The organism is Streptomyces sp. NPDC025618 (assembly GCF_055558795.1).
The window spans coordinates 19,659-36,149 of sequence record NZ_JBVHLW010000036.1 but is presented as its reverse complement, the minus strand read 5'-3'; the positions used below and the strand labels follow the sequence as shown (position 1 = coordinate 36,149).

The window sequence follows — 16,491 nt, the reverse complement described above, 5'->3', positions numbered from 1 at the left end:
CGGCAAGGGGAAACCAGCACGCAGGCGCCCTACGGCACAACCTGAACACGCCCTTCCCCAAGGCTGCACCACGATAGAGAATCTGCGGCAGCCTCAGGCGTACGCTTCTGGCCATTCCCGGAAGGGCGAACCCGAAGGCCCAGGCCGACTTCAAAGATCCTGGCCACCGGATTCCCGGGCGATGTGCCCGCATATAACGGAGGCAGGAACTCGTCGGTGATGTACGTGCCCACAGCACGTACCCGCTGACACAGTGTTGACGCGCTTCGGACGGACTTGCTAGATCTGGACCTTCAAGCGTGCCGTACGGCATATCCCGTCTCTGCCCTCCCCCACCAGGACGCTGGGTGCCTACGAGAAAGGCGCTCGATGACACAACAGCCCGCTCCGGCCACCTGCTCCTCCCGGCAGTGCGCCCCGATGCCTCAAACACGGGAGTCCGACGGCGAGAACGGCGTCGGCGACCTCTATGACCGGATCAACGACGTGACGGCCGACGCCATGGGTGGCTTCCTGCACGGCGGTTACTGGTTGGGGCCTGACGATCCCAGCACCGATGAGGAGGCAGGCATCCGGCTGACCGACTTCGTGTCCGACCGGCTCCGGCTCACTCCCGGGGACAGAGTCCTGGACGTGGGCTGTGGCAACGGCAAGGCGACGACACACATCGCGCGACGGCACGGCGTGAGCGTCACCGGTATCACCCTCAGCCCTCACCAGGTCCGGCAGGCGACGAAACTCGCCGCCGCGACGGGACTCGCCGGTTCCACGGAGTTCCAGGTCCACGACATGCTCGCGCTGCCCTTCCCTGAAGCGTCCTTCGACGCGGCCTACGCCATCGAAGCCGTCTGCCACGCCCAGAACCGTACCGAGGTGTTCGCGCAACTGGCCCGGGTGCTGCGTCCGGGCGGGCTGCTGACGGTGACCGACCTTGTGCTCCTGCGCCCTCTGGAGGGCGACGACCACCGGGCCCTCGTCGATGCCACGATCAAGAACTTTCACCAGGGCCCCATGCTCCTCCGCGGCGAGTACGAGGCGTGCGTGCGGGCGGCCGGTCTCGAGGTGGTCGAGTTCCTCGACATCAGCGAGTTCCTCCGACCGTCGTTCCGTGTCGTCGGTCGTAATCTCGCCCGGTCCCGGGAGGCACTGAAGGAACTCGTGACCGAGAGCGAGTTGCGTTTCATGGTGGAAGACCTCGCCCGCTTCTCGGACATCACGGAGCTCGGCTACGCCGTGGTGACCGCCCGCAAACCCCGTCCGCAGGCGCATTCGCCCCGACCGTCGACACCGTCACCGTGACGCCGGTGACCGCGTGACCGCGTGACCGCCTCTTGGCGGTTGTGTGGCGATCCCACCTGGACCACCCATCAGACCGCCCGGCGCGGTCTCGACGAGCTTGCGGGCTGTATGGCCGCCTTCTCAGGGGGAAGTCGCGTAGCGGGTGCCGACGTTTCCGGCGTGCCATTCGTGGTTGCCGGTCATCCAGTTCGACAGCCCGGCCATGAAGCGGGCGACGAGCGGGTTGGTGGCGGCGAGGGCGGCGGCCTGTTCCTCGAAGAGGTGGACGATCTCGTTGTGGACCTCGATCGCCTTCTGAAAGGCGTCGTTGATGGAGCATTCCTCCTCGGCCGCGATAACGGTGGGCAGGCTGTAGTGGAAGCGCTCGCTGGCCTGCTCCTTGCGGAGCGAGTAGAGGTCGTTGCAAATGGTCGAGGCGTTGGAGGCCAGGGCGACGGCACGCTGCACCGCGGGCTCCGCGAAGACATGAGCGGGCAGCTCGTAGCCTCCGACGCAGTCGGTGAGGGTCAGGCATGGACGGAAGTTGTTGAACTGCCGCTGCACCAGGTATTCCCACACCGGAGGGGTGCGGTGCCGGCTGATGCAGTCGCCCTCGGCGTTGTACCCGAGGTAGAGGTTGGCGATGTCGTGCCGGAAGCGATGCGCCTGTGCCGGTGTGGCCAGCGCGTAGAAGTAGTCCATGGCCGACCGCATGGAGCGCAGGGCCGGGTGGGAATCGATCCCTGTGCGCCAGTCGGCTTCGTAGCGCGGGGTGTTGTGCGAGGGGTCGATCGCGGACTGGGCGAGGGCCAGCGCCGCGCCGCGGCGGTCCGCGCTGCCGCCGTACTCCGCTTCGCAGAAGTAGTCGTCGACGGCGTTCTCGCCGATCAGGAGACGGGCGGCGACCATGAGGTGGTCGATGTCGGGGGCGTCCGGGTGGCACAGGACCACCGACCGCCCCGCGTCGAAGGCGAGGAGTGCCTCTCGGAGATCGGTTTCCGGGTAGAGGTCCACTTCCTTCTCGGCCCACTCGACGAGCCGTTGGTTGACCTCATCGGCCAGCCCGCGGTCGTCCCGTACGGCCGGCGGGCAGTAGAGACCTTCGATCCGTTGCGACGACGACTGCGACTCCGCCGGTGAGGTGGGGGCGTCCGGCAGCGCCGCCGCGCCCGGCTCCAAGCTCGCCGCGAGGCGCAGGGAGTTCGTTCCGATACCGGTAGGCCCGGACAGCAGTTTGGCCAGGAGGTGGGACGAGCCGACAGCGGCCTCGGGCTCATCGGCCGCGTGGGGGGTTGGCAGGGTCATCCACAACTCCGTTCACAGGCACTTGACTTGACTCTCTCGTCGCCGAAGGGATAGCACGGCGCGCGGAGCGGCAACAAGGGGTCTCCCTCTCCCCCATGGGCCTGACGTGCATCTCTGACCGTGCCCGACAGTGTTGCTCACTCGTCCGAGTGAAGCGGTCGAATCTGTCCGCTCACGGATGCCCCGCGTCGGCCGACAGCCCTGTGCGACCGGGCAGCAGGTGGCGCAATGACACCCTCCGCAGCCTGGCCCCGTTCGGCCATCCGGACGACACGGGACATCAGTTCGCGCAGATCAGGTCATCCTCGCGAGCGGCGAATTCCGCTCCTGCAAGGCGGAGTTGCCAGCCAAGAGCGACTTCCGGGCGGCATTCGGTGGCGCAAACTCACAGTGCACGTTTCGCCACTCTCGACCAACATCCTTGCCCGCTGCTTCACTTGCGGCGCGCATCTGCGGAAGCAGGCCCGGCCCGCCGCAGGAGCTGCGCGTGCCCTGCGCCCCCCATTGTCGGAAGGGACCGGAATGACGAGTGCAGTGACACCGGATCAATCGGAACAGCGTGCAGGGTCCGCAGGACAGGCGCAGTTGAGCCTCGGTGTCGCTGCCGCACGAAATCTGGCGACCACCACCAAGACCGTTCCGCAGATGCAGAACATCAGCTCGCGCTGGCTGCTGCGGATGCTGCCCTGGGTGGAGGTCAGCGGCGGTACGTACCGGGTCAACCGGCGTCTGGCCTACGCGGTCGGCGACGGGCGGGTGGCCTTCGTCCAGGAAGGGGCGGACGTCAGGGTCGTACCGGCGGAGCTGGGCGAACTGCCACTGCTGCGCGGGTTCGACGATCCGGAGGTGCTGCGGTCCCTGGCCGGCCAGTTCGAGCAGCGCGAGTACGAGCCGGGCGAGGTCTTGGCGCAGGCCGGGCAGCCGGCGGACCGGGTGGTCCTGATCGCGCACGGCAAGGTGGAGAAGACCGGCGCCGGGAAGTACGAGGCCGAGTCGCGACTGGGGGTACTCGCCGACGGCGGGTTCTTCGGTGGGCAGGTGGTGTCGGACGAGCCCGGGGCGTGGGAGTTCACGGCGCGGGCGCTGACGGCGTGCACCGTGCTGGTGCTGCCCCGGCGGGCGTACGAGGAGGTGGCCGGGCGGAGCGAGCCGCTGCGCGAGCATGTGCGGCGCCGCCAGGCCGAACGCGAACGCCCGCAGAACAAGCGCGGCGAAGCCGATATCGCACTGGCCGCCGGCCACGCCGGGGAGCCGGTCCTGCCCGGCACGTTCGCCGACTACGAACTCGCCCCACGCGAATACGAGTTGAGTGTGGCCCAGACGGTCCTGAGGGTGCACACCCGGGTCGCCGACCTCTACAACGACCCGATGAACCAGCTCGAGCAGCAGCTGCGGCTGACGATCGAGGCGCTGCGCGAGCGCCAGGAGTACGAGCTGGTCAACAACCGCGCTTTCGGGCTGCTGCACAACGCCGACCACGGACAGCGCATCTCCACCCACTCCGGTCCGCCCACTCCGGACGACTTCGACGAGCTGCTGAGCATGCGCCGCCAGACCAAGGCGTTCTTCGCGCATCCCAAGGCGATCGCCGCCCTCGGCCGCGAGTGCAACAAGCGCGGCGTCTACTTCGGCGACGCCGACGTCAACGGGCACCGCATCCCCGCCTGGCGCGGTGTGCCGATCTTCCCCCTGGGCAAGCTGCCGCTCTCCGCGCAGGGCACCACCTCGGTCCTGGCGATGCGCACCGGCGAGGAAGCCTCGGGTGTGGTCGGGCTGCGGCAGACCGGGCTCCCGGAGGAACGCGAGCCGGGCCTGAACGTGCGGTTCATGGGCATCAACGACCAGGCCCTCATCTCCTACCTGGTCAGCACGTACTACTCGGCCGCCGTCCTGGTGCCCGACGCGCTCGGCGTGCTGGAGAACGTCGAGGTCGGCCGCCCCTCCGGCGCCTGAGCCCCGCCCGCCACAGGTCGCGCCGGAGGAGAGGCCGCGCTCCGGCCCCATGCGGCCGCTCTCCGCCCTCATCACCACGTCAGTGCCTGCCGCGCAGCGCACTGCACCAGCACCACCTGAACGTCAGGCAGTCAACGGCACGTTGTAAGGAGTCTCCACCATGACCACCACCCCGGAAGCCCCCGCCTCCGTCCTGCGTACGGCGTACCAGCAGGCTGTCGCCGACTACTGGAACAACGAGAAGGACCCGGTGAACCTGCGGCTGGGCGAGGTCGACGACCTCTACCACCACCACTACGGACTGGGCGACTACGACCCCTCCGTGCTGGAAGGCCCGGAGGAGACCCGGGACGCGCGCATCATCGAGGAGCTCCACCGCCTGGAGTCGGCCCAGGCCGACGTCCTCCTGGACCACCTCGGTCCCGTCGCCCCCGAGCAGCGGCTGCTCGACGCGGGCTGCGGCCGCGGCGGCAGCAGCATCATGGCCAACGCCCGCTTCGGCTGCCGGGTCGACGGTGTCTCGATCTCCGAGACGCAGGTCGACTTCGCCAACGCGGAGGCCCGCAGGCGCGGCGTGGACGACAAGGTGCGCTACCACTTCCGCAACATGCTGGACACCGGCTTCCCGACCGGGGACTTCCAGGGCATCTGGAACAACGAGTCCACCATGTATGTGGACCTGAACGAGCTCTTCGCCGAGCACGCCCGGCAGCTCGCGCGCGGCGGCCGCTACGTCGTCATCACCGGTTGCTCCAACGACGTGACGGGCGGCCGCTCCAAGGCGGTCAGCGCCATCGACGAGCACTACACGTGCAACATCCACCCGCGCAGCGCGTACTTCAAGGCCATGGTCGCGAACGGCCTCGTGCCGATGCACGTCGTGGACCTCACGCCCACCGCGATCCCGTACTGGGAGCTCCGGGCCAAGTCGTCGCTGGCCACGGGGGTCGAGGACCCCTTCCTCACGGCCTACCGCGAAGGCAGCTTCCACTACCTGCTCATCGCCGCCGACCGGATCTGAACCGTCTCACGCACACGGCACTCCGTCCGGACCAGGGCCGAGGATGAGATGTGCGGTGCCGTGGCGATGAGAGCGAAGACCCGGTCGATCCGTTCGGCCGGGTCCGCGCGTATGCCGGCGCCTGCGGCGGATGTGGCCGGGCGACCGGCTGTGCCGCAGGCGCCGGTTTGAGCGCCATCGACGATGGTAAGGAACGCCAAGGCATCGGCTGGTCGGGCCATGTGACTGACGGCCTGGTCGAGGCTCTTCGTGAAGACCTCGGGCGGACAGGACGACCGGTTAAGGGGCAGCAGTGACCCGCGTGACCGACCTCCACTACCGGAAGCACGTCCTGCCGTACTACCGAGCGTTCGAGTCGCGCTTCGGATATGCGGCGCTGCTCGGGCGCACGCGTCATTTCGGCTGGTACGAGCCGGGCCACTCCCCCTGGGGATTCTCGGCGGCCATGCGGCGCATGGAACTCGTCGTGGCCCGGAAGCTGGCCCTGTCCCCAGGATCGCCGGTGCTCGACGCCGGATGTGGGGTCGGCGACACAGCACGCACGATCGCACGGGCGAGCGGCGTGCACGTCACCGGGATCGACGGGATCGGACCGGATATCGCCATCGCGCGGGAGCGGTCGGCCCGCGCCGATGAACCGGGCGGGCGCACGCGTTTCCTCCTGGCCAACTATCACGCCCTCCCCTTCACCGACGCCTCCTTCGCGGGCCTCTACACAATGGAATCCTTCGTCCACTCCCCCGACCCCCGGCAGGGGCTCGCCGAGTTCTTCCGCGTGCTGCGCCCGGGCGGGAGGCTGGTGATGTGCGAGTATTCGAGCACTCCACAAACGCACCTGCTGCCGAAGGCGCGCTCCGCGCTGCTCAGGGTCTGTGAGCTCTCCGGCATGCCGGGCATGCTCACGTTGACCCACGGGCACTTGGAGCAGCTCCTCCAGCAGGCCGGATTCGTCGTCGAATCGGCTTATGACGCGACGGAGAGGATTCTGCCCATGCTCCGCTGTTTCTCGGTGCTCGGCCGGCTGCCTTACGCCCTCGCGCGCGGCGTCGGCCGTGGCGACCGGCTCGTCAACGCGATGAGCGGGGTGGAGATGTACCGGCACCAGGAGACGTGGCGATACAACATCTGTGTCGCCACCAGGCCGTGACGCTTCGGCACATTCTCTGTTCTCGCTGACCGGGTGCGGGGTTACCGGACGGCACAGTCGGCGAAATTCGGGGTTCCGCCTTCTTGGATGTAGCAGGGGGTGGTGCCGTGGAAGTAGGAGCCGTTGTGCTTGCCCTGGTATTCGACCTTGACGTAGGTGCCCTTCTTCCACCACCAGTTGTTGATGCGCGTCCAGGGGTTCGGGGTGTTGCGCCAGTCGGTGCTGACCCAGGCGCCGTCCTGGTTGGTGCCGTGCACGTTGATGGCGTCGGACTGACCGGTATGGACGGTGACCTGCAGGCAGCACCCCTTCAACGACGGGGCGGCGGTGGCTGCTTGCGGGGCCACGAGCCCCGCGGTGCTCAGACCCACGAAGGCCAGGCCGAGAAGCGTGCCTTTGGCGATGCGAGACATGGTGCCCCTTTCACTGAAGAGGTCCTCGCCGGCCTGCGCTGGTGCAGGCCGCCATGCAGTGCTTCACAGCCTCTCCGCCACGGCGGCTCGGCGCAATCCTTTTCAGCGACGACTGAACCCTCTTGCGTATCACCGCTCCCGTACAGGAGGCCGGGACGATGCCCGCATCTTTGTGGCTTCCGCCAGTACGCCGGCCTGCCGGTATGCGGGGAGACTGACTGCCTGCCAGCGGCTCCGGCGCGCCCCGGGAGCCGGGTTCCGGGGCCAAGGCCATGACGAAAGGGCACGGGAGGACAGCACGATGAGCGTGCAGCAGTATGACGCGATCGGTGAGGCGTTCGAGGGCTTCAAGTCCCTTCCGCTGGCACAGTACGGGGAGGTGCCCAGCTTCCTGGCCATGGTCGGGGACGTGCGCGGTAAATCGGTCCTCGATTTGGCCTCCGGCACCGGCTTCTACAGCAGGGAGTTCAAGCGGCGTGGTGCCGCGGAGGTGCTCGGCATCGACATCTCCGGTGAAATGGTCGCCGCGGCACGGTCGTTCGAGGAACGTGAACCGCTAGGTGTGCGCTACGAGGTCGGCGATGTGTCCGTACTGCGGCCCCTTGAGCGGTCCTTCGACATCGCTACGGGGGTTCAGCTGCTCAACTACGCCGAGGACATCGCCGCCATGGAGCGGATGTGCCGCAGCGTGCACCGGAGCCTGAGGCCCGGCGCCGATTTCTTCGTGCTCGCCCAGACCCCCGACTTCCGTTTCGACGGCCCGTCCTTGGCCAAGTACGGCTTTCTCTGCGAGCCGACCGGCGAGGAGATCGAGACCGGCCCGCGGGTGCGGATCACGGCACTGCTCGACCCACCGATCTCCTTCGTGGGCGCCTGTCCGCGCCGCGAGGTCTACGAACAATGTCTGCGGGCAGCCGGATTCAAGGAGGTGGCCTGGGTCCCAATGGAGGTGTCCGACGCCGGCGTGCGCGAGTTCGGCGCGGACTTCTGGGAGGACCTCCGCGCCAATCCCCCACTGGAGATGCTGCGCTGCCGCGCCTGACGGGCGAGCGACGACGGCCGGATCGCGGTCCGGCGCTGCTCACGAACGCGGTCAGTGGCCGCCGGTGTGGAGGCGCCGATCTCGATGAGGGAGTCCAGACCGAAGCCGGCCAGCGCGACCGAGCGGGCGTCGAGCGCGGCGATCGCGAGGACCACGATGCCGATCACGTTCCAGCCCAGGGTGGTGTACTCCAAGGCGAAGCCGCGTCGCAGCAAGGCGGTCCGGGTCATGGCGGGCGGCGTCGTCATGATCGTCGGTCCTGGTGAAGGGTGATGGCGGGTCAGTCCGACAGGGCCTGGCGGATGCGGCGGGAGGGAGTGAAGGCGTACAGCTCCAGTACGCCGGGCGGGTCGGCCAGGCCCGGGCCGCCGGCCTCGACCCAGGCGGCGATGTCGCCGGCGGCGTCGGTGCCGTTGACCAGGCCCAGCCACACCGGGCGCCCGCCCGCCGCGCGGCCGGCCGCGGAGGGCTGCACGACCATGACGTTGGCGTGCTCGCAGGCGTCCAGACAGCCGGTCAACCGCACTTGCGCAGTCCCGGCGAGGGATTGGCGCAGCTGGGCGAGCTGCGCGTCATGGTCCAGGCCGGGGATCTTGGGGGTTCCGCAGCAGCAGCCGCGGCAGACGGTGACCGTGCAGCGGGCTGTCCCCGCCGCGGCGGGGGCAGCCTTGCGGGTGCGGCGGCTCACTGGCCGTTCCCGGCGCGGGCACGGCGCCAGGCGGCATCGGCCAGCAGGCGCAGGCCGTTGAGGCCGACGATGACGGTCGAACCCTCGTGTCCGGCGACACCGAGCGGCAGCGGCAGCGTGCCGGCCAGGTCCCAGATGACCAGGCCGGTGATGAACGTCCCGGCGATCACGAGGTTCTGCACCACCAAGCGGCGGGCCCGGCGCGAGAGCGCGACGACGGTGGGGATGGTGGCCAGTTCGTCGCGGACCACGACGGCGTCGGCGGTCTCCAGGGCGAGGTCGGAGCCGGCGCGGCCCATGGCGATGCCGGTGTGGGCCGCGGCAAGGGCCGGGGCGTCGTTGACGCCATCGCCGACCACCAGCACCTTGCGCCCGGCCTGTTCCAGATCCTTGACGGCGGTGACCTTGTCCTGCGGGAGAAGGCCCGCGCGGACGTCGGTGATGCCGACCTCCTCGGCCAGGCGGGCGGCGGCGCGCGGGTTGTCGCCGGTGACCAGCACCGGCGTGTGCCCGGTCAGGCCGGTCAGCGCGTCGACGGTGGCAGCGGCCTCCGCACGCAGCCGGTCGGCGATGCCCAGCACACCGACCGGCGTGCCCTCTACCTCGATCAGGACAGCGGTGCGGCCCTCGTCCTCCATCTGGGCGGCGACCGTGGCGGCCGCGTGATCGCCGCGCCCGTTCAGCAGCCGGGCGGGGGTGCCGACCGCGACGGCCTTGCCCTCAACGGTGGCCGTCACGCCGGTGCCGGGGTCGGAGGCGAAGTCCTCCGCTACGGGGATGTTCAGGCCGCGGGCGCGGGCGGCGGCCACGACGGCGCGAGCCAGCGGGTGCTCGCTGGGGTGCTCGGCCGCCGCCGCCAGGACCAGCAGCTCCTCCTCGCTCAGGCCGCAGGCGGCCAGCGGGCGGATGTCGGTCACCCGCGGGGTGCCTTCGGTCAGCGTGCCGGTCTTGTCCAGCGCCACCGCGTCGACCTGGCCGAGCTGCTCCATCACCACCGCGGACTTCACCAGCACGCCGTGGCGGCCCGCATTCGCGATGGCGGACAGCAACGGGGGCATGGTGGCCAGCACCACCGCGCACGGCGAGGCCACGATCATGAACGTCATCGCCCGCAGCAGCGTCGCCTGCAACGCCGCGCCGAACAGCAGCGGCAGCGCGAACAACGCGACCGTGGCGGCCACCATGCCGAGGCTGTACCGCTGCTCGACCTTCTCGATGAACAGCTGGGTGGGCGCCTTGGTCTCGGAGGCTTCCTCGACCATGGCCACAATCCGGGCGATCACCGAATCGGACGGATCGCGCTCGACCTTCACGCGCAGGGCGCCGGTGCCATTCAGCGTGCCGGCGAACACCTCGTCGCCCTCCCGCTTGGCCACGGGCAGGGGCTCGCCGGTGATGGTGGCCTGGTCCACGTCGCTCGCCCCGTCCAGCACGCGCCCGTCGGCGCCGACCCGCTCCCCGGGCCGCACCAGGATGATGTCGCCCACCCGCAGCCCCTCGGTGGGAAGCGTCTCCTCGGTGCCGTCGTCGGCCAGGCGGGTCGCGGTAGTGGGGGCGAGGTCGAGCAGGCCACGTACGGAGTCGGCGGTGCGGGCGGTGGCGACCGCATCCAGCGCGCCGGAGGTGGCGAAGATGACGATCAGCAGCGCGCCGTCCAGCACCTGCCCGATCGCCGCCGCGCCGAGCGCGGCGACGACCATGAGCAGGTCCACGTCCAGCGTCTTGTCCTTCAGTGCCTGAAGGCCCGCCCAGCCGGGTTCCCAACCGCCGGTGGCGTAGGTGAGGGCGAACAGCGGCCCCCACGCCCAGGCCGGCGCGCCCAGCAGGTACAGCGGCAGCGCGATCAGGAACAGCACCAGCGAGGCTGCCGCCCAGCGTGCCTCGGGCAGCGCGAAGATCCGGGTTCGGCGCCTGGGCGCCCCCGCGTCACGGACGGCGTCGGCGGCGGGCGCCGGGCGCGTGAGGGTGGAAGACATCGAAACGGGGGTCCTTCGAAACGGGGGCCTTCGAAACGGGCGGACAGCGTCCAACGCCACCACCGTAACAGGAACGAATGAACATCGATTCATACATTCATCAGGAAGCGTACGATGGCCGCATGGGTCATGGAGCCGCATCCCCCGCCAATCGCGTCCCGCGCGCCCGCCTGACCGCGGACAACGCCGCGAAGGTGGCCGCCACTCTGCAGGCGCTGGCCACCCCCTCGAGGCTGCTGATCCTCTCCCGCCTGCGCGAGGGCCCGCTGCCGGCGACCGAGCTGGCCGCCGAGGTCGGCATGGAACAGTCCGCCTGCTCCCACCAGCTGCGCCTGCTGCGCAACCTCGACCTGGTGGTCGGCACCCGCAAGGGCCGCTCCGTCGTCTACTCCCTCTACGACAACCACGTCTGCGAACTGCTCGACCAGGCGCTGTACCACGTCGAGCACCTCCGCCTCGGCCTGAGTGACACAGCCGACGAGCTGGATCCTGAAGTCGCCACCTCAAGCGCCTGACCGGGGCAGGCGCTCGGCCACGGCGCGCCACGCGGTGAGGGGGAAGGTGTGCGGGGTGTCGGCGACGATGTGGAGGGCGACGTGGTCCGCGCCCGCCTCCAGGTGGGCCAGGACACGCCGCGCGACGACGTCGGCGGACCCCCACGCCACCAGGGAGTCGACGAAGCGGTCGCTACCGCCGTCGGCGAGATCGCCCTGGGCGAACCCGTCCTCCAGCCAGGTCCGCACGTAGTTGGGCTTCGTGAGGTAGGGAGCGATCGCCGCCGGGAAGGCCGCCCAGCCACAGTGTGCCGTAGCCGAGCTCCTCCAGTTCGCCTGCCGCCGCCCGTGCTCGATCCGGATCACCGTGGGTGAACGCCGTACTCCACACCCCGACCGGCGACATGTCCATACCGTGCCCTCCTCGGCGTTCACCTGACGATGGCTTGCCCTGACGGTCACTCAGCCACGGTCTGGCGGCCGGTCCGCCGGGCGGCGAGATCGCGTTCCAGCCTGAGCACGTCCGCCGGAGTGTTCACCGCCTGCCAGGGCGCGTCGACCGCGTAACCCGCCAGTTGGCGGGCGCCGACCAGACGGGGCAGTGTGCTGTCGGCGTGGTCTCCCTCCGCGGGGAGGAGGGAGAGGACCTGCCAGGCGAACAGATACACACCGGCGTTCACTCGGCCCGGCCCCGGGGCGGTCGGGGCGAGGTCCGTCACCCGGCCCAGCTCGTCATGAGCTACCGCGCTGCCGGGCAGGCCGCGACCGGCGAGCGCCACGGTCGCGGCGACGCCACCGCGCAGGTGATGGGCGCGCATGCCGCACAGGCAGAAGCACGTCCAGATGTCCCCGTAGACGGCGAACCACGGCTCACCCGGATACGGCAGGGCACGCGCGGCCCGGCGTAGCCCACCGCCACGTCCCAACGGCCTTTTCTCGACCACCACTTCGGTCCGTGGCGGCGTCGGACGGGCGTCGAGATACGAGACGATCACCTCGGCCAGGTGCCCCGCCGACACGACCACGTGCTCGACTCCGCAACCGGCGAGCCAGTCGAGTTGGTGCCCCAGGATCGGTACCCCATGGACCTCCACCATCGCCTTGGGCCGCTCATCGGGCAGCGGCAGGAGCCGGCTGCCCCTGCCTCCCGCCAGGATGACTGCTTGTCGGCCCGGCAGAGGGCCGCCTCGCCCGCAGAAGAGAGGGGACGCCTCCGCCATGGCGGGCTCCCCCGGCCTGTGCGTGCACACGCGAGCGGCGGACGACGGGCCGGATCTGAACATGCCTGGGTAGTACCCCGGTCCCGACGGGGCGAAAGCGGACGTGAACCGGCCTTCGCGCGCCTGACCCTCGGGCCGCGGTCGCCACCGGCGCGGAAGAGGACCGGACCGGCTGCCCGCCGTGGTGACAGCGACCCCACACCGACCCTTACGGCTACGCCGACGCACCTGCGGCGGGAGCCGCCTATACCGGAGTCCCCCGGCGGCGTCGGCGGTATTCGCGAGTGAGGGCGCGGAGGGCGGCGGGTACGGAGGGGCGTGCGGAGCCGCGCAGGATATCGGGGCCTTTTCTCGCGGCGGCTTGGGCGGTGAGGATCTCCAATGTCACCATCGCTCGCACGAAAGAGCGGTTGGCCGGTGCGGTGAGACCTGCCAGGCGGCGGCTGGCCATGAGGTCGTGCTGTGCCTGCTGCAACTGGCTTCGCAGCAGCGCACGCAGGCCGGGGGTGTCGCGGGCGTTTTCCAGGTCGTCACGGGTGACGTCGTGCTGTTTCAGGGCGTCATGGGGAAGGGTGAGGCGTCCGTCGCGGAGGTCTTCGGCGAGGTCGTTGACGAAGTCCAGGCGCTGACTGCCGTCGATGTAGCTGCGGCACGCGGCGCGGTAGTCGGCCGGGGCCGCTTCGGGGACGAGCAGGCCGGCGACGAGCATGAACGCGGGGAGCGAGTACGCATCGATGTAGCGCTGGTAGTCCGCTTCCGTGGCGAACCCGGAGAAGTCGAGGTCGGTGGCTGCCCCGGCCAGGAACTCCCCGGCCTGGCCGGCCAGGCCGGGGTGGACGGTGACGGTGTGGAGCAGCGGCCGGAGCACCGGGTGGTCGCTGTGTCCGGTGGCCAGGGCTGTGCGTACCTCGTTCTCCCATGACCGGTAGGCAAGGATGCGTCCGGGCAGGGGGCCTTGGTCGAGGAGGTTGTCCGTGTGGTGCATGAACGCCGTCGTGGCGATCACGTGCGGGACCACGGGGCGGGGCAGGAGCAGCCGGACGGCGGCGTAGGCATGGGGCTCGTACCGGGCGACCGCTGCTCGCTGCCGGGTGTAGTCGTGGCGCAGCTGCGGGGCGTGGATGTCGGCGGAGTCGAGCACCCGGTTCCATGCGGTGGTCATGCGTTGTCTTTCTCGAGAGGGAGGGCCGAGGCCCACCCTTGCCCAGCCGAGTCTGATCCTGGTCGCCGTCTCTTCTCCGGAGACCGCGGCGAGCCGGCAGCCTGACGCCCCGGCCTCGCAAGGATGCCATGACCTGCAACTCCACGGCACACACCGCTCGGCGATCGGTGGAGGGCGGCGCCGCCGAGGCGTGCGGCAGCGGGCCGCGCAGTGCCATGGCGGTGTCCGAAGGCTCGGTGGGGATGGGCATCATCTGGTCGGCGGTGGTCGAATGCCCTGCCGGGCACCGGCCCGGCCTATGGCGCACAGGTGATCCACAGCGTTCTGCCGGTGCGGGCGGGCCGTCCGAGGAAGTGCGTCACCGACCTCGCCGGCGCCCCGGGCGCATGATTCCGCGTGCTGAGTGGCGGCGGCGCCACCGCACGAACGCCCGGACCGGCGCAGCGTTGACGAACCGAAGAGAGCCCTTGACCTCAACCACACTTGAGGTCCTAGCTTTGCGATCATGACGACCGCGACCACCCCGCAGAACGGCACCACCGCACCCGCCCAGCGGCCGATCGCCCTGGTCGCCTGGGGAGCCACCGAGGCGATTCTGAGGCACTCGCAGGCCACCCTGGCACGCATCGACATGACCCAGCCCCAGTGGTGGGTGCTCAACAACATCGTCCGGGCCGAGCACGGCCTCACAAGGGAGGAGATCCGCGCCCTGGCCGTGCCCTACGACATGGGCACTCACGTGATGGTCCACGCCACCGACGCCCTCGTGCACCGAGGCTGGCTCGACACCGGCACGGACGGCCGGCTGACCCTCACGGAAGAGGGCCGCGAGGGTATGGCGACGACGAAGGAACACATGGCCCCGGTGCGCGCGGAGATCCTCGGCGACATCACGGAAGAGGAGTACGCGACTGCGCTCTCCGTGCTCAAGCGCGTCACCGACAACCTCGCCCAGACAAGCCGGCGGTCCGAGCCGGGGCTGTGACATGCGGCGCGCAGCACCACGTGCGTGAGGACCACGGCCGCGCCGGTGCCACGACCCCAGGGGCCGCCCGGCCCGGTGGGTCCCCCAAAATCAGCCGCAGGCGCATGCGCGGAGTGTGCCCGGCGAGGTCGTCCTCCTGCGGGCCGGCCCTCGACACGTGAGGCGTCGGCCGTGGAACCGTCGGCTTTCCCGGGCAGGCCCCTTCGGCAGGGCGGGCACGCACGATCACGGTGCCCACGGCGACGGACCCGATCAGGTGAACACCCTTCAGGGGAGACGGCTTTCCGTCGCATGAGCCCGCCCGCCGCGGCGCAAGCGTGGGATCAGCCGAGGGACGCGCCGCTTGTACTCCTCGTACGTGCCGGGGAACGCCTCGGTCATCAGCTTCTCCTCGACGCCGATCTTCCACTGCACGAGGACGACGGCCAGCAGCACCGCCACCACCCAGCCGCCGAACAGCATCAGCACCGCGGTGCCGATGAACATGCCGAGGATGCCGGTGTAGATGGGGTGGCGAACGATCGCGTAGGGGCCGTCGGTACGCAACTCGTGGCCCTGCCGCTCCACGGGGGCGGACGTCCACATGAGGCCGAGGCGGACGCGCGCCCAGATCGTGAAGCCGGTCGCGGCGATCAGCACGACGGCGCCCACGGCGCGCAGCCACTGGACGTGCACGGTGATCGGGTCCCATGTGCCGTGCGGCAGCAGCGCGTTCACCGTCACCGCCACGACGATCCCGGCGACGATGCTCCACCGCTGGAGCGGCTGTCCGCGCTTGCGCACGGACGGGGACCGGCGGGCGTTGTAGAGCGCGCCGAGAGCCCAGACGGCCAAGAACGTCAGCCAGCAGGCGATGTCGATCCCTGTCGCGACGTGGCGCCACTGCGAGTCGGTCATGGTTCGCTTCGCCCCCTTCAGGCAGGACGGCCGTTCCTCCTGATGAGACGCGACAGCCCACGGGCGGGTTGCCACCGAGGCGGCGCTCCGGCAGCACCGGAAGCGGCGCGCGGGCGCGGCGCGGAGCGCGACCGGACGAGCCCGCACGCCTCCTCCGGCGGACCCGACGAGACGGGTGACTGAGATCCTGTCCGGTCGACGATGCCCGGCGGCCGTGAGGCCGCCGGGCACACGTCGCTCAGTGGCTTGACGGCTTCATGGATGGCACGATCACCGCAGCGGGAACGGTCGGGTCACCCGTCCTCGATGTCCGAGATGAGCTTGGTGCTCAGGTCGCTCTGCACGGCCAGCCGGGTGTGGCCGGCGTCCGGGCCGGTACCCCACGTGAGCGTGACCGTGGTGAACAGGTGCCCGGCACCGGAATCGTGGTAGCGCACTTCCCAGTGGGTGGGCACGTCCTGGGCGCGCAGCACTCCGTCGGCGTGGTTGGCCTCCTCCCAGGCGGCCAAGCGCTGACGGAGGTCCTCTGTGAGGTAGTGGGCGCGAAGCTCCGCCCCCAGGTCGTCGGTTCCGTCGTCGACGGCATCGACGTACGCACCGTAGAAGTCGGCCACCCGATCGACCGCGGAGTCCGGACTTCCCCCGCGGACCGCCTCACCCGACTGATCTCCCGGCATGAATTCCCCCTCTGGAACACCGTTGTTCGGCAACGCCCTCGGCAACAAGCTGCCCATGCCCTACCGGAAGTACTCTTTTCAGGCGATATAAGGCTGAACGTGACGCTCTGGCCATCGCCCGCTCCCACCTGCCCGCGCACGTTCAGGCCGTTGCCTTTGCAAGCCGTTGTCTTTACAAGGGAAAACCGTCGGCCGGGATCGCGGCCGACGGTCCTCGGGGGCCCTTGGGGCAC

At 70.0% G+C, this 16,491-nt stretch carries 17 protein-coding genes; 8 read left to right on the top strand and 9 right to left on the bottom strand.

Translation table 11 applies throughout. The annotated features are described in order from the left end of the window. Positions 1-369: 369 nt before the first annotated feature. Positions 370-1,299: an SAM-dependent methyltransferase gene (locus ACZ4A5_RS25260; RefSeq protein WP_467588560.1), complete on the top strand. Its 930-nt coding sequence runs from the start codon at positions 370-372 to the stop codon at positions 1,297-1,299. Between the two features lie 120 nt (positions 1,300-1,419). Here the strand turns inward: ACZ4A5_RS25260 and ACZ4A5_RS25255 are convergent, their stop codons facing one another. Then, positions 1,420-2,583, bottom strand: coding sequence for a family 2 encapsulin nanocompartment cargo protein terpene cyclase (locus tag ACZ4A5_RS25255; RefSeq protein ID WP_467588555.1), 1,164 nt, complete (start codon positions 2,581-2,583; stop codon positions 1,420-1,422). 522 nt (positions 2,584-3,105) lie between these two features. On the opposite strand from ACZ4A5_RS25255, the gene ACZ4A5_RS25250 reads away from it, so the two are divergent. From ACZ4A5_RS25250 to ACZ4A5_RS25240, 3 genes are all read left to right on the top strand, one after another. Next, entirely contained in the window at positions 3,106-4,536 is a 1,431-nt protein-coding gene (locus ACZ4A5_RS25250; RefSeq protein WP_467588550.1) for a family 2B encapsulin nanocompartment shell protein, read from the top strand. Between the two features lie 160 nt (positions 4,537-4,696). Next, a complete protein-coding gene (locus ACZ4A5_RS25245) occupies positions 4,697-5,557 on the top strand; it encodes a geranyl diphosphate 2-C-methyltransferase (protein ID WP_467588547.1) in 861 nt (286 codons plus the stop codon). Between the two features lie 292 nt (positions 5,558-5,849). Further along, positions 5,850-6,704 carry a class I SAM-dependent methyltransferase gene (locus ACZ4A5_RS25240; protein ID WP_467588543.1) on the top strand — a complete coding sequence of 285 codons (855 nt, stop codon included), beginning with the start codon at positions 5,850-5,852 and terminating at the stop codon, positions 6,702-6,704. Between the two features lie 41 nt (positions 6,705-6,745). On the opposite strand, the gene ACZ4A5_RS25235 is transcribed toward ACZ4A5_RS25240, so the two are convergent. Then, positions 6,746-7,117, bottom strand: a complete 372-nt coding sequence (locus ACZ4A5_RS25235; protein ID WP_467588540.1) for a hypothetical protein — start codon at positions 7,115-7,117, stop codon at positions 6,746-6,748. 301 nt (positions 7,118-7,418) lie between these two features. On the opposite strand from ACZ4A5_RS25235, the gene ACZ4A5_RS25230 reads away from it, so the two are divergent. Further along, on the top strand, positions 7,419-8,159 hold the full coding sequence (locus ACZ4A5_RS25230) for a class I SAM-dependent methyltransferase (RefSeq protein WP_467588537.1): 741 nt from the start codon (positions 7,419-7,421) through the stop codon (positions 8,157-8,159). Positions 8,160-8,243: 84 nt separating this feature from the next. After that, positions 8,244-8,432, top strand: coding sequence for a hypothetical protein (locus tag ACZ4A5_RS25225; protein WP_467588534.1), 189 nt, complete (start codon positions 8,244-8,246; stop codon positions 8,430-8,432). Positions 8,433-8,439: 7 nt separating this feature from the next. Here ACZ4A5_RS25225 and ACZ4A5_RS25220 read toward each other — a convergent pair whose 3' ends face one another. Further along, a complete protein-coding gene (locus ACZ4A5_RS25220) occupies positions 8,440-8,847 on the bottom strand; it encodes a (2Fe-2S) ferredoxin domain-containing protein (protein WP_467588531.1) in 408 nt (135 codons plus the stop codon). Further along, on the bottom strand, positions 8,844-10,823 hold the full coding sequence (locus tag ACZ4A5_RS25215) for a heavy metal translocating P-type ATPase (RefSeq protein ID WP_467588528.1): 1,980 nt from the start codon (positions 10,821-10,823) through the stop codon (positions 8,844-8,846). The genes ACZ4A5_RS25220 and ACZ4A5_RS25215 overlap by 4 nt, the downstream gene beginning before the upstream one ends. Before the next feature lie 122 nt (positions 10,824-10,945). On the opposite strand from ACZ4A5_RS25215, the gene ACZ4A5_RS25210 reads away from it, so the two are divergent. Then, a complete protein-coding gene (locus ACZ4A5_RS25210; protein WP_467588525.1) occupies positions 10,946-11,338 on the top strand; it encodes an ArsR/SmtB family transcription factor in 393 nt (130 codons plus the stop codon). On the opposite strand, the gene ACZ4A5_RS25205 is transcribed toward ACZ4A5_RS25210, so the two are convergent. The 3 genes from ACZ4A5_RS25205 to ACZ4A5_RS25195 all read right to left on the bottom strand — a co-directional run bounded on the left by ACZ4A5_RS25205 (position 11,327) and on the right by ACZ4A5_RS25195 (position 13,699). Beyond that, the gene (locus tag ACZ4A5_RS25205) at positions 11,327-11,683 is read right to left on the bottom strand and encodes a hypothetical protein (RefSeq protein ID WP_467588521.1); all 357 of its coding nucleotides are present in this window, start codon (positions 11,681-11,683) and stop codon (positions 11,327-11,329) included. The genes ACZ4A5_RS25210 and ACZ4A5_RS25205 overlap by 12 nt on opposite strands. A gap of 92 nt (positions 11,684-11,775) precedes the next feature. After that, positions 11,776-12,537: a nucleotidyltransferase family protein gene (locus ACZ4A5_RS25200; RefSeq protein ID WP_467588518.1), complete on the bottom strand. Its 762-nt coding sequence runs from the start codon at positions 12,535-12,537 to the stop codon at positions 11,776-11,778. Between the two features lie 244 nt (positions 12,538-12,781). Then, a complete protein-coding gene (locus ACZ4A5_RS25195; protein WP_467588515.1) occupies positions 12,782-13,699 on the bottom strand; it encodes a phytoene/squalene synthase family protein in 918 nt (305 codons plus the stop codon). 505 nt (positions 13,700-14,204) lie between these two features. Between ACZ4A5_RS25195 and ACZ4A5_RS25190 the strand changes: the two genes are divergently transcribed. After that, positions 14,205-14,684 (top strand): MarR family winged helix-turn-helix transcriptional regulator, encoded by a 480-nt coding sequence (locus tag ACZ4A5_RS25190; RefSeq protein ID WP_467588512.1) that lies wholly within the window; start codon positions 14,205-14,207, stop codon positions 14,682-14,684. A 267-nt stretch (positions 14,685-14,951) separates the two neighbouring features. Here the strand turns inward: ACZ4A5_RS25190 and ACZ4A5_RS25185 are convergent, their stop codons facing one another. Then, entirely contained in the window at positions 14,952-15,581 is a 630-nt protein-coding gene (locus ACZ4A5_RS25185; RefSeq protein ID WP_467588509.1) for a methyltransferase family protein, read from the bottom strand. Positions 15,582-15,874: 293 nt separating this feature from the next. After that, positions 15,875-16,258, bottom strand: coding sequence for a hypothetical protein (locus ACZ4A5_RS25180; protein ID WP_467588505.1), 384 nt, complete (start codon positions 16,256-16,258; stop codon positions 15,875-15,877). Positions 16,259-16,491 lie beyond the last annotated feature (233 nt).